At 38.0% G+C, this 25,245-nt stretch carries 15 protein-coding genes; 9 read left to right on the top strand and 6 right to left on the bottom strand.

Going from position 1 to position 25,245, the window contains the following annotated elements:
* The first annotated feature begins 40 nt into the window (after positions 1–40).
* Positions 41–2,401: a TonB-dependent receptor gene (locus tag FRZ67_RS01640; RefSeq protein WP_147187870.1), complete on the top strand. Its 2,361-nt coding sequence runs from the start codon at positions 41–43 to the stop codon at positions 2,399–2,401.
* Between the two features lie 93 nt (positions 2,402–2,494).
* On the opposite strand, the gene FRZ67_RS01635 is transcribed toward FRZ67_RS01640, so the two are convergent.
* Positions 2,495–2,959 (bottom strand): nuclear transport factor 2 family protein, encoded by a 465-nt coding sequence (locus tag FRZ67_RS01635; RefSeq protein WP_147187869.1) that lies wholly within the window; start codon positions 2,957–2,959, stop codon positions 2,495–2,497.
* A 213-nt stretch (positions 2,960–3,172) separates the two neighbouring features.
* Here FRZ67_RS01635 and FRZ67_RS01630 point away from each other — a divergent pair, with 213 nt between their 5' ends.
* The 4 genes from FRZ67_RS01630 (at position 3,173) to FRZ67_RS01615 (ending at position 10,835) form a co-directional block, all read left to right on the top strand.
* The gene (locus FRZ67_RS01630; protein ID WP_147187868.1) at positions 3,173–4,222 is read left to right on the top strand and encodes a 3-oxoacyl-ACP synthase III family protein; all 1,050 of its coding nucleotides are present in this window, start codon (positions 3,173–3,175) and stop codon (positions 4,220–4,222) included.
* Positions 4,223–4,424: 202 nt separating this feature from the next.
* Positions 4,425–5,930, top strand: a complete 1,506-nt coding sequence (locus FRZ67_RS01625; RefSeq protein ID WP_147187867.1) for an NAD(P)H-hydrate dehydratase — start codon at positions 4,425–4,427, stop codon at positions 5,928–5,930.
* 269 nt (positions 5,931–6,199) lie between these two features.
* Positions 6,200–6,958 (top strand): class I SAM-dependent methyltransferase, encoded by a 759-nt coding sequence (locus FRZ67_RS01620; RefSeq protein ID WP_147187866.1) that lies wholly within the window; start codon positions 6,200–6,202, stop codon positions 6,956–6,958.
* A gap of 382 nt (positions 6,959–7,340) precedes the next feature.
* Positions 7,341–10,835, top strand: a complete 3,495-nt coding sequence (locus FRZ67_RS01615) for a T9SS type B sorting domain-containing protein (protein WP_147187865.1) — start codon at positions 7,341–7,343, stop codon at positions 10,833–10,835.
* A gap of 118 nt (positions 10,836–10,953) precedes the next feature.
* Here the strand turns inward: FRZ67_RS01615 and FRZ67_RS01610 are convergent, their stop codons facing one another.
* Complete coding sequence (locus FRZ67_RS01610) at positions 10,954–11,307, bottom strand: hypothetical protein (RefSeq protein WP_147187864.1); 354 nt, start codon at positions 11,305–11,307, stop codon at positions 10,954–10,956.
* A 259-nt stretch (positions 11,308–11,566) separates the two neighbouring features.
* Between FRZ67_RS01610 and FRZ67_RS01605 the strand changes: the two genes are divergently transcribed.
* A complete protein-coding gene (locus tag FRZ67_RS01605; RefSeq protein ID WP_147187863.1) occupies positions 11,567–12,154 on the top strand; it encodes a DUF6992 family protein in 588 nt (195 codons plus the stop codon).
* 303 nt (positions 12,155–12,457) lie between these two features.
* Here the strand turns inward: FRZ67_RS01605 and bla are convergent, their stop codons facing one another.
* Entirely contained in the window at positions 12,458–13,333 is an 876-nt protein-coding gene (gene bla / locus FRZ67_RS01600; protein WP_147187862.1) for a subclass B3 metallo-beta-lactamase, read from the bottom strand.
* A gap of 150 nt (positions 13,334–13,483) precedes the next feature.
* Here bla and FRZ67_RS01595 point away from each other — a divergent pair, with 150 nt between their 5' ends.
* The 3 genes from FRZ67_RS01595 to FRZ67_RS01585 all read left to right on the top strand — a co-directional run bounded on the left by FRZ67_RS01595 (position 13,484) and on the right by FRZ67_RS01585 (position 15,735).
* Entirely contained in the window at positions 13,484–13,894 is a 411-nt protein-coding gene (locus tag FRZ67_RS01595; RefSeq protein ID WP_147187861.1) for a PepSY-like domain-containing protein, read from the top strand.
* A gap of 12 nt (positions 13,895–13,906) precedes the next feature.
* Complete coding sequence (locus tag FRZ67_RS01590; RefSeq protein WP_147187860.1) at positions 13,907–14,899, top strand: YncE family protein; 993 nt, start codon at positions 13,907–13,909, stop codon at positions 14,897–14,899.
* A gap of 71 nt (positions 14,900–14,970) precedes the next feature.
* A complete protein-coding gene (locus tag FRZ67_RS01585) occupies positions 14,971–15,735 on the top strand; it encodes an SDR family NAD(P)-dependent oxidoreductase (RefSeq protein WP_147187859.1) in 765 nt (254 codons plus the stop codon).
* A 13-nt stretch (positions 15,736–15,748) separates the two neighbouring features.
* Here the strand turns inward: FRZ67_RS01585 and FRZ67_RS01580 are convergent, their stop codons facing one another.
* The 3 genes from FRZ67_RS01580 to sov form a co-directional block, all read right to left on the bottom strand.
* On the bottom strand, positions 15,749–16,822 hold the full coding sequence (locus FRZ67_RS01580) for a cytochrome-c peroxidase (protein WP_147187858.1): 1,074 nt from the start codon (positions 16,820–16,822) through the stop codon (positions 15,749–15,751).
* Positions 16,819–17,604 (bottom strand): MbnP family protein, encoded by a 786-nt coding sequence (locus tag FRZ67_RS01575; RefSeq protein WP_147187857.1) that lies wholly within the window; start codon positions 17,602–17,604, stop codon positions 16,819–16,821. Before FRZ67_RS01575 ends, FRZ67_RS01580 begins: the two co-directional genes overlap by 4 nt.
* 381 nt (positions 17,605–17,985) lie before the next feature.
* A complete protein-coding gene (gene sov, locus FRZ67_RS01570) occupies positions 17,986–25,206 on the bottom strand; it encodes a T9SS outer membrane translocon Sov/SprA (protein WP_225975470.1) in 7,221 nt (2,406 codons plus the stop codon).
* Between the last annotated feature and the right edge of the window lie 39 nt (positions 25,207–25,245).

Below are 25,245 nucleotides of genomic sequence, written 5' to 3'. Positions count from 1 at the left end.
TGATTGAACACTGGGAAGGTTATTTTGTTAAATGCATGCTATGCTGAAAAGATCGTTCCTCACCTTTTTATTGCTAAACTTTTTATTGTGCGCTGATGCACAGGGAAAATTTACATTGAATGGTTATGTAAAAGACTCTCTTTCCGGTGAGACATTGATAGGCGCAAATATTTCTGTAAAAGAAGAGGGCAGAGGCGCCAGCACTAATCAATATGGTTTCTTTTCATTAACACTGGCAAAAGGAAATTATGAATTATTGATCTCTTATGTAGGCTATCAGCCTAAACTTATAACAATAAATTTCGATGAAAATAAAACAGTGAACATTTTGATGTCCCAGGGATTGACTGATCTCAATAATGTTACGGTTATCGGTAAAAAAAGAGAAAGCAATGTAAAGAGTGCTCAAATGGGTAAAGTAGATCTTAATATTAGCACCATTAAAGCATTGCCTGCTTTTCTTGGTGAAGTAGATATATTGAAATCATTACAGCTTTTGCCCGGTGTAAGAAATGCAGGCGAAGGCAATTCAGGATTTTATGTGCGGGGTGGTGGTCCAGATCAAAATCTTATTTTATTAGATGATGCAGTAGTATATAATACAGGTCATCTCTTTGGTTTCTTTTCTGTATTCAATTCTGATGCAATAAAAAGTTTATCGCTTATAAAAGGTGGCATGCCACCGCAATATGGCGGCAGGCTTTCTTCTGTTATTGACATTGCCATGAAAGATGGCAACATGAATAAAACAGAAGTTGATGCAGGCATTGGATTGATCGCATCAAGGCTGGCCATACAAGGACCTTTGAAAAAAAATAAAGCATCGTATATGATCTCTGCACGCAGAACATATATTGATGGGTTCACCAAATTGTTCATTGGCAAGAACAACAGCTTTAATGGCTCCGGTTATTATTTCTATGATTTAAATGCCAAAATGAATTATATATTCTCCGAAAAAGACCGGCTTTACCTTAGTGGCTATTTTGGCAGAGATAAATTTGATTTCAACAATGGCAAACGTTCTTTTAAAGTAAGTATTCCCTGGGGAAATTCTACTGCTACATTAAGATGGAATCACATATTTAGTAAAAAGCTTTTTGCCAATACATCACTGGTGTATAATGATTACCGCTTTTCTTTTAACGGGCAGCAAAACGATTTCAATATAAAATTATCATCTGGTATAAAAGACCTGAATGCCAAAACAGATTTTGATTTTTTTGCTACGCCTGAACATAAACTCAAATTCGGTGCACAATATACTTTTCATACATTCCTGCCAAGTGTAGTAAGCGGCAATCAGGATACTGTAGAATTCAAACCAGCAAATGTGCAGAGAAAATATGCCAATGAATATGCATTGTATCTGCAGGATGACTGGGATATAAGCAGGAAAATAAAAGTCAACTATGGCATACGTTACAGCAGTTTTCAGCAGGTAGGGAAATATACGGCCTACACAACCGATGCAAATGGAAATAAACTTGATAGTACCACTTATAAAAGTGGGCAGACCGTAAAATCTTACGGCGGTTTTGAACCACGCATTACCATGCGTTATGCGATTAACGATTACAGCTCCATTAAAGCAGGCATTACACGTAACCTGCAATACATACATCTTGTAAGCAACGCAGGAAGCACTTTGCCAACAGATATCTGGGTACCCAGTACTTATCGTGTAAAACCGCAAATAGGCTGGCAATACGCAGCAGGTTATTTCAGGAATTTCAGCAACAATATGTTCGAAACCTCGCTGGAACTTTATTATAAAACAATGCAGAACCAGATAGAGTATCGCGAAGGCTACACCCCAAACACTTTAAAAGATCCTGAAGAAGATTTTGTATTTGGTAAAGGCTGGAGTTATGGCTCCGAACTTTTTGTAAACAAAGTAAAAGGCAGGCTTACAGGTTGGGTTGGTTATACTATTTCATGGACGTGGAGAAGATTCCCGCAGTTGAATGATGGAAAAAAATATCCCAGTAAATATGATCGTCGTCACGACCTTTCCGTAGTTGGCACGTATGAGTTAAGCAGCAAATGGAAATTATCTTCCGTATTTGTATTTGGTACCGGTAATGCTATCTCTTTGCCCGAACGTTTTTATTTTGTAGATGGTACATTAACACAGGAATACAGCCGCATCAATGCTTACCGCATGAAGCCTTATCATCGTCTCGATTTCTCTGCTATTTATACGCCCGTACAAAAAAAGAAGCGCAAATACACCGGTAGTTGGGTATTTAGTATTTATAATGTATACAGCAGGGCCAACCCATATTTTTACTACTTTGATCAGCAGGGGAGCGCAACACAAGGAACACTGACTGTTACTGCTAAACAGGTTTCTTTGTTTCCCATTATTCCCGCCGTTACCTGGAATGTAAAATTTTGATTTGATGTTTTGCTAACAGGCTATGGTTATAATGGCATCTTCGTTGTGTCACTCACTTGTACATATTGATAATTATTCAGCAATAAAAAATTATTACTTACCTATAAACTTCAGCAAATTAGTTCTTGCTCCCTGCTTTACTTTATTATGCAAAAAAGAAGTCCAGCCAAGTAATAAACCTTTAAAACCTAATGCCTGCTTTGCCCAGGTATAAAAATCAAAACTGTCTGTATGTTGTACTATTTTTCCATTTTCAAAAACAAAGTTGGCTTTTATTTTATTTACAACTTTATGGCCACTGGCAGAGAATGTGTATGCTGCTATCCATTCGGCGCTGCCGGTTGTATCGTTTGCTTCAACATTAGTAAATGTTAATTGCAGATCTTTACCTCTGGTGATCAGCATTTCCCACATTGCCCTTACTTCTGCTGCATTCAATTTTTCAAATACAGGATCATTGAACGTTGCATTATCTGCGTAGCAACCCTGCATGGTCTTATAATCTTTATTTTGAAAGGCTGAATAAAATTTGGTGATGAGTTGCTGATTAACGTTCATGTATATAGTTTGACTGTTGCGAACTGTATCAAATATACAATCACATTTTCTGAATATCATTAACATACTTTGTTGCTGCCTAGCAATATGCAGTACAAGCGTGCGACGCAACAGGCGATGCTATAAAAATTAAAAGCCCGGCTCAGAAAAACCTGCTCTTTTAATACTTTAAATTTTTATTATCTTCATAAAAGAAACTCCTTTTGCTGCATTATGACCCAAACAAAAATTGCCGGTATTGGTATGTATGTGCCCGCCAATGTCGTAACCAACAATGATCTTGCACAGGTGATGGATACAAGTGATGCATGGATACTGGAAAGAACAGGAATCACGCAACGCAGGTATGCCACACGATTTGAAGAAACATCTGCTATCATGGGCGTTAAAGCCGCCAAAATTGCTATCGAGAACGCAGGTATTACTGCACAGGATATAGACTTCATTGTCTTTGCCACGCTTAGCCCTGATTATTATTTTCCGGGTTGCGGTGTGTTGTTGCAACGCATGATGAACATGAAGGAAATTGCAGCATTAGATATCCGTAACCAGTGTACAGGATTTATTTATGGTCTTAGTATTGCAGACCAGTTTGTTAAAACCGGCATGTATAAAAATGTTTTACTGGTTGGTGCAGAAGTACATTCATATGGTCTTGATTTTAGCAATAAGGGAAGAAATGTTTCTGTAATATTTGGTGATGGTGCAGGCGCTGTTGTATTGCAGCCTGCATCAAAACAAGGCCAGGGTATTTTAAGTACACACCTGCACAGCAATGGAAATGGAGCAGAAGTACTTAGTATGATAAACCCCGGCTTTCATGGTGGTTGTTATAATGCAGAAAAAAAACCACAGCAGCCCGCTAAGCCTTATGGTAATATGTTTATTACGCCGGATCGTATCAGGCAGGATGATTTTTATCCATTCATGGATGGGCAGTCTGTATTCAAAAAAGCAGTAGAAAAATTTCCGGAAGTAATCCAGGAAGCACTGCAGGCTAATGGTTATAAAGCAAATGATATTAATATGCTTATACCACACCAGGCTAACCTGCGCATCAGCCAGTTTGTACAGCATAAATTACAGTTACGGGACGACCAGGTGTATAATAACATTCAGCGCTATGGCAATACCACTGCGGCTTCCATACCCATTGCATTGTATGAAGCATGGCAGGAAGGTAAAATAAAAGAGGGTAATCTTGTTTGTCTTGCCGCATTTGGAAGTGGCTATACATGGGGCAGTGCATTAATAAGATGGTGAATTAATTAGGGATTTCAGATTTTTGCTCTCAAAATGTTTGAGCCAACCTTTTGTAATGCTGATAAACATCGTTGCGTCGCACTCTTGTACAATTTATCAATATTCAACTTTACCAGCCAGCTCTGTAAAGTATCCTGACTACGCAGTATTATACAAAAAGTATCCCGACTTTTAATTTGCTTCCTGTAATTTTATTGTCACTATGAAATTGTTATCCCCACAGCAGATACATGAATGGGATGCTTATACTATCGAACATGAGCCTATCGCTTCAATTGACCTGATGGAACGTGCAGCAAGGCGTTGCACTGATTTTATTATAGAACATAATTTTAAACATCAGCAAATACTTATTTTCTGTGGCAAAGGCAATAACGGCGGTGACGGTCTTGCAATTGCAAGGCAACTCATTGAAGCAGGTTTATCTCCTGTAGTTTATATACTTGAGTTTGGAGCAAAAGGTACCGATGATTTTCAAACTAACCTGCACAAACTACACCAGCTTACTACAGCTATTCATTTTATACAAGCCGCAGAATTTTTTCCTGTCATTGATAAGCACAAAGATCTTGTTATTGACGCATTGTTTGGGAGTGGACTTAACCGTCCATTACAAGAATTAAGTGCAGCACTTGTAGATCATATCAATAATGCCGGCGTAACTGTTATAGCCATTGATGTACCAAGCGGCATGTTTATAGATAAAAGTTCAAAAGATAATATTGTAATAAAAGCAAAATATACACTTACTTTCCAGGCATTAAAACTTTGTTTTATTGTAGCTGAAAATGCTCCCTGTTTTGGAGAAGTACATGTTTTAGATATAGGTTTAATCAATTCTTTTTTACAAACTATAAAAACTTACACACTTGTTACAAAACAATTAATAACAACACAGTTAATTCAAAGAAACGCGTTTGCACATAAAGGAACTTATGGCCATGCTTTGTTGATTGCAGGTAACAAGGGAAAAATGGGTGCTGCAATCCTTGCAGCCAAAGCTTGTTTAAGAAGCGGTGCAGGATTGGTAACAATAAACACAAATGAAAATTATTTCACTGCTGTGCATGCAGCATTGCCTGAAGCAATGTGCATAGACAGAAGTGAAAACATTGATCATTCAATTTATAAATCAGCAGGTATTGGCCCGGGTATTGGTGTAAATGATGAAAGTGCGATAGTAGTTGCTGCAACACTTACACAGTTTACTAAACCAATGGTTATAGATGCAGATGCATTGAATATAATTGCTGCCAATGAAGGCTGGTTGAATAATGTTCCTGCAGGCTCAATCATTACACCTCACCCTAAAGAATTCGAAAGGTTATTTGGCAAGTGTGCAGATGATTTTGAACGTATTGAAAAAGTGATGGCATTATCGATACAATACCCTTTCACCATTGTACTGAAGGGACACCATACAATGATAGCTTCAAAGGGCGAAGCATGGTTTAATACTACAGGCAACCCCGGTATGGCAAAGGGTGGTAGCGGAGATGTACTAACGGGCATGCTTTCGGCTTTACTTGCACAAGGTTATGACCCTCTGCAGTCTGCACTTACAGGTGTTTACCTACATGGACTTGCAGCTGATATTGCAATAAAAAACATAGCACAGGTATCTATGCTTGCTACAGATATTATTGATCATATATCCGATGCTATATTAAGTCTCCAGGAAACGGACGACACATCTTTGTCTTTTTAATTTTTGTTTACAGGCTTTAGATCATTGGGCATCGCCTGTTGTGTCACTCACTTGTACATTTAAGGCAGTTGTCAGCTTTTGGGTATCAGCCTTCAGTAAATCAAACATATTTGACTGAGGCCTGGCAAGAATTTATAACGGCATTACTGTTTTCAAACGTTTGTGTGAAATACCTAAGCATATCTCATTGACGGAATTCTATTACAACAAATGGTTGATTTCCTTTATTTACCTATTTTAGAGCATTCAGTAATACATCAATTTTAGTGATGAATAAAAATCTTCGCAAACTAAAACGCACAATCCATCCAAAATCATTGCAAAAAATGATCTTGCGTTTTACGATGAAAGGTAATACTGTGGAGTGTCCTTGTTGCGGTTCTAAGTTTATAACATTTTTGCCTGCAGGTATTCAGAAACGTGCTAATGCCGCTTGTCCAAAATGCGGATCACTTGAAAGACATAGAAATTTATGGCTCTACTTTAAAGAGAACCCTGAGTTATTTAAAAATCATACAAAGTTGTTACATGCTGCGCCGGAAAAAATATTCAGCCAGTATTTTTTATCAAGGCCTCACATTGAATACACGGCAATTGATCTCGAACCTGATGCGTATGATTATACGGTAAAGACCATTGCTATGGATCTTACCGATCTTAAATTTGAAGACAAGAGTTTTGATATGATCATCTGTAGTCATGTGCTGGAACATATACCAAACGATGGTAAGGCCATGCGTGAAATGCATCGCGTGTTGAAACAGGATGGATGGGCTATCATCAATGTGCCGGTTCACCAGGAGAGAGCAACAACATTTGAAGATTTAACCATTAATGACCCCAAAAAGCAACTCGAACTTTTTGGTCAGCCAGATCATGTAAGAATTTACGGAAGAGATTATGTAGATCGTTTGCAGCAGGCAGGTTTTAAAGTTGAGGTGGTTAACTGGCCTTCGCATTATGATCATAATACCAGGTTCAAATTTGGTTTGAAAGAAAATGAAATTATTTATTTGTGCAGGAAGTAATTTTTGGTTGTAAACAGTAGCGCTTCGTGGCATCTTCTGTTGTGTTACTCACTTGTACGTTTGGAACAATGATCGTTATCCCTCCTTATATATCGTATTGCTGCGTTCTCTTACAAAAGTAAAAGTGTGCGACGCAACGAAAGCATAATCTATGTAGAACAACCGGGTACATATTTAAAATAACCTAGTTGAAAATAAAAATTTATTGTGCATTCTTAATTCAATATAATCAGGTAGTTATCATCAGGAACAAAATATTTTTTTTGGGGGGCTTATGAAGTCCTTAAATGAATTTTAATACGTTAAAGCACCATTTGTTATATAATTTGTCGATATTGCATTCGCTTTTGAAAAGCATCCGTAAATCCTAAATTCCATACCCTTGAGTCCTAGTAAATCCTCCATTGTTTTAGTACGGTTTTTTATTACCGTTCTTTTTTTATCTCCACTGCTTGTTTCTAACGCCCAATGTTACAAGGAGTTCAAATATGCATTAGGTACTAATGGCGACGCTGAAGCATATGATATTGTTGATGCCGGTAACAGTAATTTCTTTGTAATAGGTACTACCGTTGAAGATGCTACCGGAAAGAATATATTGGTAACCAAAATGAGCGCAGGAGGAGCAATCTTATGGAGCAGAACATATGGTGGGGCCGGTACAGAAGTTGTGCGTAAAGCAAGCAGAACAACAGATAACGGTTTACTGATTGCCGGATCTACGGGTTCCTTCTCTAATGCCAAGGGTGATATTATGTGTATGAAGATAAATGAGGACGGTACCTTGTTATGGCTTAGGAGGTTTGGTTCAAATGCGATCAATGGCGACCTTGGAATGGATATTATTGAAACAAGTGGCGGTGGGTATGCCCTTGCAGGGGCTACTAACAGCTCTGGACTAAATGCTCATATGGCTGTTATAAAACTTAACCAGGCCGCTAACATTGTATGGAGCAAAAGTTTTGATTGTGGCTTTAAAGCAAATGGAATAGGTGTAACAGATAATGGTACCAGTTTAATGGTTACTGCGGATATACAACAATCAGGCGCAGACGCAGATGGTATTATTACGGAGCTTAACAAAGGGAATGGGCAATTTATAAAAGCAGTAAAGCTTCATCCACTAACCGGGGGATTATCCAGTCCTTATATATCAAAAGATATTGCCAATGGCGGGTTTTGGGTTAGTGGACATCTTACAGATAGAACACAGCCTTCCAAAATGCAACAGATTGTATTGAGATTGGATGATGAACTTAATATTACCACCACCTATAAACTTGTTTTACCTGACTATGCCAATAATAACTTTACTGGTTTTCAATATATGAATAATGGCGGTTTTATTGCCTGTTCTGGTATGCAAAGCCTGAGTAATGGATTTATTTTTAGTGTAAGAGAAGATGCAAGTGTTGTATTTGCAAAAAAATTAGTAGGAGGATCAGACAGAAAATTAACAGCATTGAGGCTGATAGGCAACAAAATAATTTCTGTTGGTTCGGACAGGAGAGGAGCAAATAATGAAATGTTTATTATCGGGTTTGATTCAAGTGGTGTTATGGAATCAACCTGTAAAACTGATACGGCAAACTTATCTGTGCAGACACATTCCTTTACAGAAAGTCCTTTTAACTGGACAGCAATTAGCGATGTTGTTTTTAAAAATATTGGCGCTGATTTCACTAAAAAAGCAACGTCTTTAAATGCTATTGTTTTATGTAGTGTTAAATGCGACAGCGCGCCTGCGGTACATGCAAATTTTGAAATACCCGATACAATTTGTGTTAACACACCGGTACCAATTATCAATAAGACAACAGGTGCCACAATTTGTTTCTGGAATTTTGGTATATCAGGTGTAAATGATTCAACAAATATTTATACTTCATCAGACACTCTTCCTTTACCTTTTACTTACAGAGCACCCGGTGTTTATAATATAGACCTCATCGCGGATAAAGGCCTTTCAACGGAAACTATTTTAACCAAAACTATCATCGTAGTTGCATCACCGGCAGGAAAGATATTATTTGATACATCTTTTTGTAAAGGAGATAGTTTACTGATCAAAACTGATTTTACCAGTGATAGTTATTTGTGGAGTAATGGAGCAATTACCAATTTCATTGTTATAAAAGAACCAGGCAATTACTGGATAGAAACAGATCATTACGGATGTGTCGTGCGTGATAGCATTTACGTAACCGAAAATGCATTGCCTGTTGTATACCTTGGAAATGATACTACTGTCTGCTCACAGAATTTACTATTAAACGCAGGTAATCCGGGTGCAACGTATGTATGGCAGGATGGCACTACTGCACAAACATTTAATGTTGCCAGTTCGGGAAGCTATAAAGTGCAGGTAAAAGATATTAATAGCTGCATAAACAGAGATTCCATAAAAATCAGTATGTATGCAAAAATGGAGTGGGAGCATAATGCTGCAACAACTGTTTGTACAGGAAATACTACTCAGTTATTTGTACGGGGTGCAAATTTAAAAACATATTCATGGTCTCCTGCAATTACACTTTCAGATTCAACAATCAGTAACCCTGTTGCCAGGCCATTTGACACAACATTATACACTATACATGTAACAGATAATAACGGGTGTAGGGGCACCGATTCTGTGCGCGTTAATGTTAAGCCAGCACCCTTTGTAATTACTATGGATAGTACTACTATTTGTGCAGGCTCTCAGATTGCACTTGCTACCATGTCTACAGCTGGTGTAAGTTACGCATGGAGCCCCAATGATTACCTTTCAAATATTTCCGGAGGAGGAGCTATGGCTACTCCGGAAAAATCAATAAAGTATTTTGTTACTGTAACAGCAACAAATGGTTGTACAGATTCAGATTCAATAAGTATATATGTTAATCCGTCTCCTGCAGTAGCTGCAGGCACATTGGACACATTAGTATGCCCTGGCGCTAAAGTATCTCTCGCCGCTATTTCTCCAACAGCTATTTCTTATAAATGGATGCCATCACTGAACCTTGATGATGCCTCAAGTGCCAGCCCGGTTGCGACACCTGCGGTTACTACTGATTACTATGTGAAAGCATTTAATCAATATGGTTGCACTGCAACTGATACTGTTCATGTAGACGTAAAAAGAAAAGCGCCTGCTGCTATTGAACCAGCTTTCGTAACTGTTTGCCCCGGTACCGCAGTCACACTTAAAGCAACCGGAGGTGATGTATATCAATGGTTTCCTATTGATCTGTCATTGGAAAAGGGCGACACTACTTTTACTGTAGCTCCTTTAATTACCACTACATATAAGGTATTGGCAACTGATGCAAATTGCGGCATAACAGATACGGCTTATGCAACAGTAAATATCAGTTCTCCGGCATCGATCAATATTTCAAAATCTAATGATGTTGACTGCATATTATCAACTGCAACGTTAAAAGCTGAGGGTGGAGTAAATTATCGGTGGTCTCCTGAAAATACTTTATCAGATGCAACTACTGCAACCCCTGTAGCATTTCCTATGCAGACTACTACATATCATGTAAAAGTTACAAACTCCGGCGGTTGTATAAGTACAGATTCTGTAACAGTATTTGTTTTTAAAGCATCTGTAGAAAATGGTTATAAATTACCCACTGCATTTACACCAAATAATGATGGCAACAACGATTGTTTTGGACTGCGTACATGGGGGCCGTTAATGAGTCTTCAATTTAATATTTATAATAGGGAAGGCACTTTGATTTTTCACACCAACAACGCTTCTGATTGCTGGGATGGCACCTATAAAGGCGTTCGTCAACCAACTGGTTCTTATGTTTACCAAATAAAAGCAAAAGTATCGTGTGGTGTGATAAACCATAGTGGAAGTGTAGTGCTGATAAGATAATTTTGATTATAAAAGTGCAATGCAATGTCTGGTTTTTACCTGAAGGAGCTTTATTCTGAAATGCACTGTTAATCAAAAGTGATGCAATTTTGTTGGCATATTTATCATCATAAAGCATCTAATGCTTTCCAAGCAGGGAGCTGATTGGTCCGATCCAATTAAACGGATTAGCGTCTGGTTCAAAACCAAAATTGACATGCCCGCCTTCTACAGGAAAGAGCATCACAAAAAAATTATTATAACGGATAATGATATAGTTTAATCCACCACAATCAATATTGCCACGCTGTGTAGTAAGTTTCAGTAATGCAGGGTTTACAATTAATTCCTCATATTTATCCGATTCGGATGAACTGTTGCCAATGATACCGCTTCGTTCTTTCAAAAGAAGATCACCATTAATGTAGGTTGCTACATATCGGATAGCCGGAGTTAATGCCATTGCTTCATCTATTAAATTTTCTCTTTTCATAGTAAAGCTTTTATAAAATGAAGTCAAAAATAATATAATAAATAAGCTAATGACTTTAACTATAATGGTATTCCATTATTACAGGTGCAAAAAAGTAATGTAATTTTCCCGAATATAATATTAAATACTCTGGCAAAATCCCTTACAGGTAAAGGGGTGATCAGTAAACTGGAAATAAATAAATCAGCAATACTGGTGCAAATAGGAGATAATTATTCGCATCAATTATTCGTAGTTTTGAACAACACATCCTTAATTGATGAAACAATTATTCACCTTATTATTGATACTGCTGTATGTACAGGTTCATGCACAGGACAGTTTAAAAAATTTCAATTACAGCCGCAATCATATAACGCTTACAGGGATGAAAGTTTTGGGAAGCTGGGGTATAGTAAACTTAGGTGTGGGTGCTGCGGGATGGGCAGGCAATGATGGCGGATCTGATAAATACTTTCACCAGATGAATACCTTGTGGGGTGCTGCAAATGCCGGGATTGCGGTGCTGGGGTTAACTGGTGCAAAAAGAAATCTTAGCAAGCAACCCGGTGTAGCTGAAAATATTCAGGCACAACAAAGCATCGAGAAAACATTCCTTATTAATGGCGGGCTTGATTTTGTTTATATAGGAAGCGGAATATTTCTTAATGCCCGTGGTAATAGTCATAACAATGCGCAACTTAAAGGTTATGGCTCATCTGTTATTATGCAAGGTGTTTTCCTATTATTATTCGATGCAACAATGTATAGTGCGCAAAGAACAAACGGCAATAAATTCCGGGGCTTTTTAGAAAAGAGTACGGTAATATTTAGTGGCAATAAAATTGGCATAGTTTATAATTTGTGATAATTTTTTTTTCATCAAAACCTGAATAAATAGGCTCCTGTTTTAGTTGCTGCTTTGAAAACAGAACGTACAAGTGAGTGACACAATAAGCGATGCCATTACTACTACTGTCAGATACATACTTTTATATCCCTGATTGAATTGTTTATTCAACAATAGTTATAAACCTGCTGATCAGGAAGTTTAAAAATTAATTTAAGTTAGTAATGCCGGTAATGCAATTCATTTGTTTACCGGCAATTGTTTTTCCATGGCATCTTTGTTGTGTCACTCACTTGTACTATTGATAAATAATTATTCAGCTTACAATTGCTTTATCTTCTCATTGTACTGTTTTTGCAGGTCATCTAATGCGGCATTATAACCTTGCTGGTCTATAAAAGCTGCAGGGTTATATACATCATCAGGCTTATGTTTATCGTGTAGGTTAAACTGGCTGGCATGCGATGCAAGCCATATATCAAAAGAAATATTTTTCATGGCCTGCAATGTATAAGCATAATCGTCCGCTATTTCTGGATAGGCTGATATATCTCCAAATTTTTTTTCTGTAACGATGGTTGGCATATTGGCGATAAGCACTTTATAAGAGTGTTGATCATCTTTTACAGTAAACAAAAAACTACAGGAACCTTTTGTATGACCGGGATGATGCAACATAACAAGTTGCATATTGCCTAATTGAATAGTATCATTATTGTGTAGTAACCGGTTAGGTATGACAGGTTGGAATGTGGTGCCATACTTACCCAATGCATAATCTGAGCTGCCACCGGTTGCCAATACATCCGCATCTTTTTCATCAACCATTAGTTGTGCGCCTGTTAATTTTTTAATGGCAGCCATTGCACCCATATGATCATAATGCGCCTGTGTTGTTAAAAGTATTTTAGTATCAGAAAACTTAAAGCCTAAGGTTTCAATATTCTCTTTTATTTGTGATCCGGAAGATGCGATACCTGTGTTGATCAATATATTTCCCTGTGCGGTTGTAATGAGATAACACGCAAGATCGTAAGTGCCTACATAATATAAATTTCCTGCAATGCGAAATGGGGGATAAGGCTTTACCCAGTTTGTATCAGTTTTAGGCTCCTTTACTTTTTGCGCGGTTACAGTTAATGATGTTAATGATAAGATAGCAGTAAACAAGATACTATGTAATGAATATTTGAACATATAGCAATGATTGAATGGTCAAATATATCAGCTTTTATCGGTTTGAACCCTAACCAACAGACAAGCCTGATACTTACTTAAAATCACAGAAGAGACAACTACAAATTATCTTCAAAATTGCCTTCTAAGTTCGCTGTAAAACCGGATAAAATGAAAACGCTATTGTTTATGCTTGCAACAATAACAACGTTTGGTTGCTACGCACAAAAAGAAACGCCTGCTGCAGTGCAGGAAGCATTTAAGAAGAATTTCCCGGGTGTTACCGTAAAGAAATGGGAGAAGGAAGATGGCAACTATGAAGCTAACTTTACTAAAGATGGTAAATCAATGTCTGCAACGTTTGATGTAAAAGGCACATGGATGGAAACAGAAACCGATATTGCTGCAAAAGACCTGCCTGCATCTGTACGTTCTTACGTGAAGGAATACTATAAAGGTTCAATCATTAAAGAAGCGGCTATGTTAAAGACACCTAAAGGAGACATGTATGAGGCAGAAGTGAAGGGTAAGGACCTGCTGTTTGATATGAGCGGTAAATTTTTAATAGAAAAAAAAGATTAAACTAAACAACTCATGAGAAAATATTTATTTGTAATTGCGGTATTATTTTTTGCTGGACAAACAAATGCACAAAGCGGTTATAAAATTGTAAATACATTTCACATTAAAAGTGGTGGGGGATGGGATTATATTGCTGTACATGTAGAAAGGTTGTATGTGTCTCACGGAACACAGGTGAATATTCTTGATAAAAAAACAGGAGTTTCACTGGGCGTAATTCCCGGCACAACAGGAATACATGGAATTGCTTTTGATGATGCACTTGGAAGAGGTTATACCAGCAATGGCAGATTAAACAATGTATTTGTATTTGATCTAGAAACAAATAAAATACTCGATTCTGTAAAGACCGGTACAAACCCCGATGCCATTATGTTTGAGCCATTCAGTAAAATGATCATTACCTGTAACGGACGCAGCAATGATCTTTCGCTGATTGATCCGCAAACAAATAAACTTGCTGCTACCATAGCTGTTGGAGGTAAACCTGAAACAGCCGTGAGTGATGGTAATGGAAAATTGTTTGTGAACATTGAAGACAAAAATGAGATTGCTTTAGTAGATCTTAAAACAATGAAGATGATCAGCACATGGCCGTTGGATGGGGGAGAAGAACCCACCGGGTTGGTATATGATGCAACATCTAAAAGATTATTTGCCGGATGCGATAAATTACTGGTAATACTTGATGCAACATCGGGAAACGTAGTCAGTAAAATTCCTATTGGCGAAGGCTGTGATGGTGTTGCATTTGACAACGCCTCTAAAACAATTTTTACTGCAAATGGCCAGGAAGGAACTATAACCGTCATAAAAGAAAAATCTGCCAATGATTTTTCAGTAGTTGAAAACGTGCCAACAAAGAAAGGTGCGAGAACGATAACCATAGATGAATCAACACATACACTGTATTTGCCCACAGCTGAATTTGAAGCTAATACGCCAAAAGGCCAATGGCCTAAGATGATACCCGGAACATTTATGGTTTTGGTTGTTAGTAAATAATACTGAACTTTTTTACAGTTTTCATTCACCCTTACAAAACAAAATGAGCTGTAGCTGGTTATCTTTACCACATGGAAAAGATCATCATGATAACCGGCGCCACATCCGGTTTTGGGAAAGCCATAGCAGAAAAATTTGCGGCCAATGGCTGGAACTGCATTATCACAGGAAGAAGAAAAGAACGTTTACAGGAAGTAGCTGATACATTGAGTGAACAATTCAACGTAAGCGTACTCCCACTTGTATTTGATGTACAGTCAAAAGAGCAAGTATTTAAACATATTAACAACTTGCATCATGGGTGGCAAAATATTGATGTGCTGGTAAATAATGCTGGTCTTGCATTAGGCCGTGATAGTTTTGATACAGCAAGTCTCGAAGATTGGGAAACAATGATCGATACCAATGTAAAGGGCTTGTTGTATGTATCAAAAGCCGTGCTTCCTTTTATGATTGCAAAACATAAAGGGCATATTATAAATATAGGTTCTACTGCAGCAAAAGAAGTGTACATGAATGGCAATGTTTATTGCGCTTCCAAATCTGCAGTGGATGCTATCAGTAAAGCGCAGCGCATGGATCTTCTGCCACATAAAATAAAAGTAACTGCTGTTCACCCCGGTGCTGTTGATACAGAATTCTCCATCGTTCGGTTTAAAGGTGATGATGCAAAAGCAAAAGCAGTATACGCAGGTTATGAACCATTGCATGCAACAGATATCGCGGATGTTTGTTATTACTGTGCTACACTACCTGAACATGTTTGCATCAATGATCTGGTGATAACATGCACTGCACAGGCAAATTCATTATATACATTTAAAGAGGGAAATTAGTTATGGATATTTGCTAATTTTTGTGAATGTCTTTCACCGGAACAGGCATCCTGCTTTCATATCCCGGTGGCGCAAAACGTTTATCATTTAAAAAAGAAGAATCGGTAAGCGTATAAATAAATGCAGTTAGCTGCCCTATTTCAAAATTAGACAATGGCATTCCATGCCTGAGCAATGAATCTGTTGCAGGAGCTTGCACTATATCTTTCCTGTAAAAATTAAATACATCCATCAGAGAATAAAATCTTCCATCATGCCCGTAAGGGAATGTTTGCTGTGCATTGCGTAACGAAGGCACTTTGAACTTTAATGAATCAGCAGCGTTGTGTGTTATTTTCATTCTGCCATAATCATGTAAAAAATCATCAACCGGTAAACCTGCATTTCGGTAACTGTAATCAGTGAACATTGGCTCTGTATGACAGCTTACACATTTCTTTTGAAATATTTCATAACCCAGCCGTTGTGGTAAATTAAAACTATCCTCACTACGCTTTACACGATCATACTTGCTGTTGCTGCTGACCATCATTACCAAAAACTGGCTTAATGCTTTTGTCATACGTTGCGTATTGATTGTTGCATCACCAAAAGCCGCAGTGAACATGCGTTTATAAGCAGTATCTGCTTTTATTTTTTTCAACACATTGTCTATGCTCTCTGCCATTTCATTAGTATCTGTTATAGGTGCCAGCGGTTGCAGATCGAGGTGATTGATGCCACCATCCCACATAAATTCTCTTTGCCACGCAAGATTAAAAAGGGGAGGAGCATTGCGTTTCGTAAAGCTGTTGTTATAACCATGACTAAGATTATGATCATACGTTGCAAACGCTGCAAACTGCTGGTGACAACTGGCACAGGCAAAATTTCCATCTTTACTTAAGCGGCCATCATAAAATAATTTTCTGCCTAACTGAAAGCCTTCTTCTGTTACAGGATTATTTTTAAAATCATACACAGGTTGCGGCCAGCCTTTTGGTACAACAAATTGTATTGGGTGTGTTTTGGGAGATCGAAAACTTATCCAGCTAACTGCTGAAATAAAAAGGCAAAGCATAAAAAATATGGTTGTATATAATTTCATTTTACAACTTCAATGCTAAACATATTTGCATAATTATCTGCAAACTGCATGGCGGGTTTACCGGGCTCGTGACAAAAAGCAATGTCAGCAATTTTTATAGTATGCATGCCTGCAAACCATTTTAAAATATCAGCAGTAATAGAAATATTTTCTAGTGCCGCTGTTATTACAAAAGTAGAAAGCCTGATCTTTCTTGCAGCGTTCTCATTTGTTTTATAACCACCGATATGATAACTGAATGCATGCATTGGTGTATTTGCAACAGGTGAATTACCTTCCAGCTTTGCCATAACATAACCGCTGTTCCATGTCCAGAACATACCACGTGCAGGGTCAAGCGATCCTGCCTGCACACCGCTTACATTTTTTATACTGTCAACACCCAATAAAAATTCAATGCCGGTAATATGTTTCAATGATGTTGACAGCGAAACCTGTTTCGACGCTTCTTCTTTTTCGTCTATCAAAAAATATTCATCGCTGTACGATTGCAACCTGTTATCAACAGAATCAGTAAAAGTAATATTGGAAATATAATACCTGAAGTTACGCACCGTAAAGGTTTCGCCAGATTGATTGGTATAACTGCTGTCTGTATTTAATTGTTTTTCGCCAACCGTATTTTTAAATGTAAGGGTAATGTTATACTGCGCATTTGCAATTACCGTGAAGCAAATAATAATAAATAACAGGAATATTTTTTTATGGGTCCGGCTGTACCTTTTTATGGCATCGCCTGTTGCGTCGCACTCTTGTACTGAAGTATCGTTTATCGCCTGCATATTTACAAAGCAATGTACATTCTTCTATTGGTTGGTGTTCTTATGAACTGAAATTATCTTTTGGTTTTCGGTTGGTAGTGATACCAACCGATAGAGAAGCCATGTTAACGGCTGTATTGATTCAATTCACGTGATATCCTAATTTGTCTGGTGAAGTATGTCTTATTGACGCACCTGCTGAATGAAGTCTTGCCATTTCGTTTAGGTCGTCCATAATATCAAAAATAAGTGATGCGATAAATTAAACCTATAATAAAAAACCTGTTAGGTTTTAGAAACCTAACAGGTTTAATGTTTTGAATTGCTGCTATGAAAACGGACGTACAAGTGAGTGACACAACAACCGATGCCATATAAGCTACAGCTGTAAATAAAAAATTCTTATTGAGGCGGCTGAGGATTTGGTGCCAGTGAAATACGTATTTGTAAACCTGCTCTTGTATTTACTGTTGGAGCAGAAGTTGATATGTATGGCACTGTGCGCTGCTGATCAAAATAGAATTTAAGATCGATACGATTACTTATTACATAGTCTATGGAAGGTTGTATGGTGATCACTTTTTGACCGCCGGTGCTGTATGCATTGGCCTGGTCAAGACGGCTGTTGCTTTGAATATCATCACGCATGGAAAGATCAAGATTAACATTGAGATCATTGCCCTGGTCTGTTTGCTTCATGAATGGCAACTTGATAGGAAGCTTAACATTTTTAGAACGAAGGCTACCACCAAATGTCCACTCTGTACTTTTTACTTCAGCTAACTGGTAATCGATCAAACTTAAACTTAATTGCCTGCTCTTCTTATATTCAAAACGGAAACTTGTTTGATTGGCTGTTGTAAAATCAAAACCGATCAATGGTGCAAACTGTTCCTGTATGGTAAGGTTTGGCACGAGGAAGAATGGAACATAGTTACCGGAGATAGTATCAATGAATTGCGGCGCTCCAACCCTGAAAGGATCCTGGTACAACAATGCGCTTGTGAACGTATTCATGCTTAAAGTAGAATTGTAAGCATGTGTGATTGTGATGTTGCTGAATATATTACTGATAGCAGGAATTTTTGTTAGCCCTGTAAATGTTACACGCCAGTTTGGTAATGGTTTAATGCCACTAAACGGATTTGCTTTAATGTTTGGATTAGACTGGCTGATCAACCCAACGCTGTTGGGATCTTTATTGGTGTATGCAGCAATGAATGCAGGTATCAGTACATCCTGTGCATAGCGACCATAACCTGTTGGGAAACCATCCTGTGTTGTACCGCCTGTATAATAAGGATTTGATTTTGCCAGACGGTTGGCAATCGTTATCCTGTTATCCTGGAACTTGTTGAATGTTTCTGAAACTTCTGTTGGTTTATATTTTTTAAACAGCGTTTGGAAACTGATATATGAAACACTAAAACCACCTCCTGCAAGCGGGCTAAGGTGTGCGAACTTACTTCCTGCGCCTGTTGTGTCTTTAAAAAGTTCTGTAAAATTCTTCGTAAAAGTTTTATCCATGTTTATATCAATGGTAAACTCGCGGAACGGTTCCAGTTGTGCTGTAAGACTAAATCGTTGTTCATAATCCTGCGCAAACAAAAGATTGAATGTGCTGTCTCTTGTTATGTATCCTTTTCTTGCTTTATCGTTGAGCCATGCACTGTCTGGTTGTTTACCAAAAACATAATCGAGACCAGGTTGCATGCTTTTCCAGTTTTGGCCCAATATTTTTGTACTATCTGTATAACCAGGTATTCGACTGTTGAAATTAGCGCTGTAATTAATGGAAGCACGTTTAACCATTGTAACCACACCCACTGCTGTTTTGGCGATACCATTTGGTCCAGAGATAGTTTTATTCTTGCGGTCAAGTTTGCGCTTTGCTCTTTTATCTGCCCGCCATTTGCGCAGTGCTGTTCGTTTTGCTTTGCCTTTAAGATCTTTGATTATTTCTTCTCTCGGTTTGATGTTAATAGTAGAGTCACTTCCACCGCCGTTATCAATTTCATCATTTGGCTGTGTCATTTTATCGAGCCATCTTGATTTGCTGTACAATTTTGTAAAATCAAATTCTGTGTTTAAAGAATTCTGCTGACTGTTCTCTATGACGTTACCAAGGTTACGTGCCAGTAAACTAGCTGCAGCCCAATTGTAAGTAGTGGTATAACTGTACCGCATATTGATCCAGTCCGTTGCGGGTAATTTTGCAAGTGGTGCATTATAACTTAATACTGCCCGCTGCTGGTAGATAGTATTTCTTCCACCACTAAACAAGTTCTTCCTTACCGTATCTTTTTTTGCTTTTGTATCGAGCAGGCCATAAGGTTCATCAACTCTTGCATAGTTGGTGGCACTGAAATCTGCATTAAGGCTGCGGGTAAGATCCCATCGCAAATTATAGTAGCGATCGAAGGTGAAGTATTTATCATAAGTAGTATCAACACGCTCTACTTTACTATCGTAAGTATTTACAATGCGTGGCGTGTATTTACCAAACTGCCGGTTAACATCCGCACGGAAACTTAATAATGAAGGAACAGTATTGAAATTAAAATCACGTGCCAATGCAAACCACGGGCTCTTACTTTTGATAAGTTTCTTGAATGGCTCTTTATATTTTGCAGTACCTGTATATGTATAGCCAAGGCCAAACCTGTGTTTAGCAACGCTGTTTAATAAAATCAACGGATTGGTTTGTTCAAAATGCGTAAATGAGTAAGTGAAATCAAAATTTTTCAGGTTCCAGAAATGTTGTTTTTGTGCGTTCTGTCCAAACCTTACATTGGTAAGATTTATAGTTCGTATAGTTGTTTGATCGATCGCTACATTCTTAATAGAATCTTTTTTGTCTCCTGCTGTGGCTAACTTGTATTTGTATTTTACATCCTTATCGTAAGGATCATATTCAGGAGTGAGAATTGTTTTATTAAGGCTTGCATATACAGGAATAGTGATGCCGGAGTTCTTAGGTAATAATTTTCCTGCATCAACTGTTAATGCAACATCATACTGCACCATATTATCTCTTGCACGCTCATTAGCTCTTTGCTCTATCGTTCCGAAGCCCTGTGTGTAAGTATTTGCAGAAACAGAAAGTGTTCCGAGATCTGCGAGCTGTATATCGGCACGTCCCAATGCAGCCCAGCCCCCATTTTCGTCAATTTTAGAAAGGCGTAATTCATTTACCCAAACTTCAGTGCTCAATGTTTCATTGGTAGTATTTTCAACGCCAATTAAAAAACCCTGTACTTCGGCCAGGTTAGGGTTACCTAGTACAGATATTGTTTGTGTGCCTAATTGTTCACGGTATATTGCACTAATAGAAGCATTTGCTGAATTCCTTCGCAGTTTTAACTGCACTAATTCATTTAAGGCAACATCAAGATTGTTTTCAGCAGGCCAGATATTATCTGTAAGTGTTTCGCCAAACTTTGTGGCTTTTAGAGGAATTCGTATCTCATAATAGTTATTCAGAAAGTCCTGCCCGATTCTTATTACTGCTGTAAAATCACCGGGGTTTAAATCTCTTTGCCCGTACACAGATTCGCAATGCACGAACATTGACATCTGACCATATTGTCTAAGGTCAAGATTGAGGGTTTTAAATACTGCCCTGGATTCTTTCTTTGAAACATTGTTAAGCTTTAAACTCATTGATTGCTCATTCTGCAAAAGATTTACACCATTGTTCCCTAATAACTGCACACGTTCAATACCAGGGGGTATCTTATATGGAATAGGTTCGCGGCTGCTGTTCTCTTCTACATTTACCGCGAGTACATTTAAGGTCGTATTACTGTTAACCGGTAGTTGTGTATAAGAACCGGTTGTATCAAGTTCATAAGTAAAAGTTCTCCATTGGTTGCGTACAAGATCAAGGCTTGCAAAACGCATTACAACCGAATCATCAAAGCCTGTCATGTACATGCGTATAAAACGGATAGATTTAAAGTCAGGTATCTGGCCTACTTTTCCTGTATAATTTTTTATAGGTATTCTGAATAAATACCATTCTTCCTGTGAAGTGGTTCCATCAGCTAATCTTGCAGTAACAATTTTTTTATCGGTGATATATTTACTATTACCAACATCCATTCCTGGTTTTAAATCTATTTCGTATTCGTAATATTCTTCTGTTTCATTCAACGTATTATCCCTGTTCAGATCTTCATTATCAGGATAAAGTGTAACAGCGGGAGAGAACTGTGAATTTCCTGTTGCGATAGGAGAATTGCCTTGCGGATTGTTGTGATCCTTATATCTTCCAAGTATACCTGTACCTGCTGCATCATAACTGGGATCCCGATACCATCTATAATCATCATGCGAAGGGTCTTTTAATGCATTTTGATATACAGCAGAACCCGTTCCAAAATTTGTTGCCAGATCATTCAGATATTGAGCTTGTTTTATTTTCTCTGAATCATCATCATTACCATCAAAGCCAACATCCTGGTAAGGTCTGTCTGCCGGATCATTACTAAATGCCTGTGTTATCTGGATTGGATTTACCGGCACTGTTCCCCATACACTGCTTTTATTGTCTACCGCAGCTGGTTGGGTTGGAGTATTCAAGCCATTTTCATAAAACCGTAAGCCATCTTTCAAAACGTCTTCGCTTATGTTACCCAGGTTAATAAATAACTTACCTCCGGAACTATTTGGGTTTTTAATAAATGGGTTCTGTGTCCAAAATTCTATAAACTCAATATTACTTGTTTCGAAATCTGTCTGGTCAATATTGCGCATAATACCACCCCATCTTTGCTGAGGTTTAATAAGCTTACCATCTGCTGTAAGGTCAGCTTTGTCATCTGTAAAATTGTATGGACCAATTTCAGTAGGGTAATAAGCAAGGTCAAATGTCCCGTTTACCACATCGGTAATATTGGTGGTGCGTTGTGGAAATAATTCATTGGTATATACAGCTCTTATACGCGGATCACTAAGAGCAGCAAGATTTCCTCTTAAAGGATTATTAGGGCTGTTTTTATCCTGCAAAGTTGGTTCAATATTATACCAGGCAAGCTTAGCCCTGTTTTTTCCGTAATCAAGATTATTTGTAAGCGTTGCTTCAGGAAATCGTGAAGTACCCTGTGGTGTGGAAGCCAAAGTCCATGCAACAAACGGAAAACGAAGATCAATGCTGCTGGTAGTTCCTTCAAAATCGTCAAGATATATCAAGCCTTCGTTCCCCTTTCCAATCTGACTAGGGTGACCGGGCTGTAACACCGCGGCTTCTCCATAAGCATTGATCGTACTTATGGCTTTTGAATCATAAAATGGAAGTTTATTCAATAGTCTTGTAAGTCCGGGTAGTTCTGAGTTGTAGTTAAAATCAACTCCATACATCCTGTTTTGTATTGGATCTTCTCCGTAGTTAACCTTAGTAAAAAAAGGACGTTCCGTAAGCCTTTGCATAGTAGCACCAAGAGAAAGTTTTTTATTTACAAGATAGTCTAATCTTAATCCCAAAAAGCTTCGTTGCTGAATTCCAAAGCTGGCGTTGTTTTCGTACTGTACATTTACAGGAACACCTGAGTTAAGAATTGCCTGGTTAATCACTTTTAGCGTTCCAAGATTATAATCAATTATATAATCAACATTTTCCTGCAATATCTGTCCGCCTGCTGTTACAGATACTGAACCAGGTGGTATATTGAAGCCGCCAAGGTAAATATCAGTAGTAGAACTTCCTTTTATCGTACCTTGTATATAGAATCGATCCAGGTTAGCATAGGTTTGAGCAATTGCTTTTATGGAATCATATAATTGAGGATAGAGGTATTTTGCTTTTACAACAGGTGTCTGACCTTTTAAAGCAGTTGAATCCAGGTAATCTCCAAATGGCTGCAGCACAGGAAAAATTATTTTGCCCTGCTGTGATAGCACCGTGAAACTATCTACAAAATCAAACTGCCCATCAGGTAACGGATCATTCCGATTATTAAGTCTGTCTAGATTTAGAATGCTTAACAATGGTTTACCCGAATAATCCGGATCTGTTTCTGGTAAATATCTTTTGAGCCCTCCGCTTGGTTCCTGGTACAATACATTGATATTAAAGCCATCGCTTTGCAGGCCTGTCACATCCAATGAATAGACGTTTTTCATCATAAGCTTCCAAAGAGGAAGTGTTGGTCTTTGTGATGTTGCTTTCAATAATTTGAGGAACAAAACTTTTTGCACACCTTGTGTGGAGTCAACAGTTACATCCTGAGAAAATTCACCAACCTGGTAAACCTGTCCATTATATGTGTACTGATAAGCTACCGCTAAAACTTCATCTGGCTGCAATTGTTGATTTAAGGAAACAAAACCCACCTGCGGATTGAAATAATATTCAGTCGGCTCAAGCTTACGTGCAAATGTCTTTTCGTAGTCATTCACAGGTGTTAACCCTTTACCTAATAAAATGGTATTGATTAACGCGGGGTTTCTGTTCGCATCACTGCCCGCCAAGAATGAATAAAGATCATTGGCGCCGTTTGCAGGTTTATCATTTGTTGTAAGAGAATGTATGTTTGGATTGTATGGCTCAGTTTCTCCCAGGTCCATCAGACCGACAATATTGCGTGTATTTGTCGTTGCCCCATTTCGATTGGTTACCCAAACTTCCAACCTTAATATTTGCACCTGGCTGTTTACGTAAGGCAGATTCTTCATCGTTTTATCATAATTTTTCATGAAGTACTGCCCCATCAAAAAGTGCTTATTCTCGTCGTAATCATCCAGCTTCTTATTAATAACCTGGTTAAGGCCGCCACCCTGTAATGTTAATGATTGTCTTTGGGAGCGCTGGTTTGCAAGAGCAGCTGTTATGAACAGTTTTCCAAATTGTAATTGGGTTTTAATGCCAAACAAACTCTGCACACTTGCCATTAAACTTCCTTTCGCCTGAAAAGAGATATTACCCGCTTCAACAGATTTAATTATCTCATCATCTTTTCCTTTATAATCAAGTTTCAACTGGTTCTCAAAATCGAAATTGGCAAGTGTATTATAACTTATAGGTAGTTTAAGTTTATCGCCAATATTGCCCATGATGTTTACATTGGCATTCATATTAAAGTCAAAACCACCATTCTTTCTCGCAGCTTCCGGCAATGTAGGATTCTTTACGTTTTGACCCTGGTAACCAGCAGTAAGGTCTACATTTCCTTCAGGTTTAATTTCAACTTTTAAACCATTTGGTCCTACTCCAAATATCCTGTCAAATAACTGCGGATAAACCCTGGGCTTAGGTCTTTGTATTTTCCGGTTAAGATCAAATACTGTACGGGAGCGTTCATTAAAATAATCATCTTCTGCTATCTGTGATTGCAACTTTAAAAATTCATCAAACGTAAGTGCAGATCTTCGATACACTGTATTGCCAATTTTTTCTACAATGAAGTATTGTTTGGTGGCAGGATCATATTCAATATCCTGCTTTATAATCGAAGTGTCTTTTATGTCAAATGGGTTATTATAACGCCACGTAAACCTATCACCACGCCTGTCTTTGATAGGAAAACGAAGCGAGTCTGTTTTTTGTGCATATACACCATTATGAAATGCACAGTAAAAAACAGCAACTACAGTAATAAGAATAAATTGGAGATAGCGAGTCAATTTCAGTAGCTCTGGTTAGGTAAAAGTTTCTCTTATAGG

This window comes from Panacibacter ginsenosidivorans (genome assembly GCF_007971225.1).
Taxonomy (GTDB): domain Bacteria; phylum Bacteroidota; class Bacteroidia; order Chitinophagales; family Chitinophagaceae; genus Panacibacter; species Panacibacter ginsenosidivorans.
This window is presented reverse-complemented; position numbering and strand designations above follow the sequence as displayed.

Excerpts from the sequence above, each read along its gene's own strand:
- FRZ67_RS01640 (WP_147187870.1), top strand. The coding sequence starts at position 41 with ATGCTGAAAAGATCGTTCCTCACCTTTTTATTGCTAAACTTTTTATTG.
- FRZ67_RS01635 (WP_147187869.1), bottom strand. The coding sequence starts at position 2,959 with ATGAACGTTAATCAGCAACTCATCACCAAATTTTATTCAGCCTTTCAA.
- FRZ67_RS01630 (WP_147187868.1), top strand. The coding sequence starts at position 3,173 with ATGACCCAAACAAAAATTGCCGGTATTGGTATGTATGTGCCCGCCAAT.
- FRZ67_RS01625 (WP_147187867.1), top strand. The coding sequence starts at position 4,425 with ATGAAATTGTTATCCCCACAGCAGATACATGAATGGGATGCTTATACT.
- FRZ67_RS01620 (WP_147187866.1), top strand. The coding sequence starts at position 6,200 with ATGAATAAAAATCTTCGCAAACTAAAACGCACAATCCATCCAAAATCA.
- FRZ67_RS01610 (WP_147187864.1), bottom strand. The coding sequence starts at position 11,307 with ATGAAAAGAGAAAATTTAATAGATGAAGCAATGGCATTAACTCCGGCT.
- FRZ67_RS01605 (WP_147187863.1), top strand. The coding sequence starts at position 11,567 with ATGAAACAATTATTCACCTTATTATTGATACTGCTGTATGTACAGGTT.
- bla (WP_147187862.1), bottom strand. The coding sequence starts at position 13,333 with ATGTTCAAATATTCATTACATAGTATCTTGTTTACTGCTATCTTATCA.
- FRZ67_RS01595 (WP_147187861.1), top strand. The coding sequence starts at position 13,484 with ATGAAAACGCTATTGTTTATGCTTGCAACAATAACAACGTTTGGTTGC.
- FRZ67_RS01590 (WP_147187860.1), top strand. The coding sequence starts at position 13,907 with ATGAGAAAATATTTATTTGTAATTGCGGTATTATTTTTTGCTGGACAA.
- FRZ67_RS01585 (WP_147187859.1), top strand. The coding sequence starts at position 14,971 with ATGGAAAAGATCATCATGATAACCGGCGCCACATCCGGTTTTGGGAAA.
- FRZ67_RS01580 (WP_147187858.1), bottom strand. The coding sequence starts at position 16,822 with ATGAAATTATATACAACCATATTTTTTATGCTTTGCCTTTTTATTTCA.
- FRZ67_RS01575 (WP_147187857.1), bottom strand. The coding sequence starts at position 17,604 with ATGCAGGCGATAAACGATACTTCAGTACAAGAGTGCGACGCAACAGGC.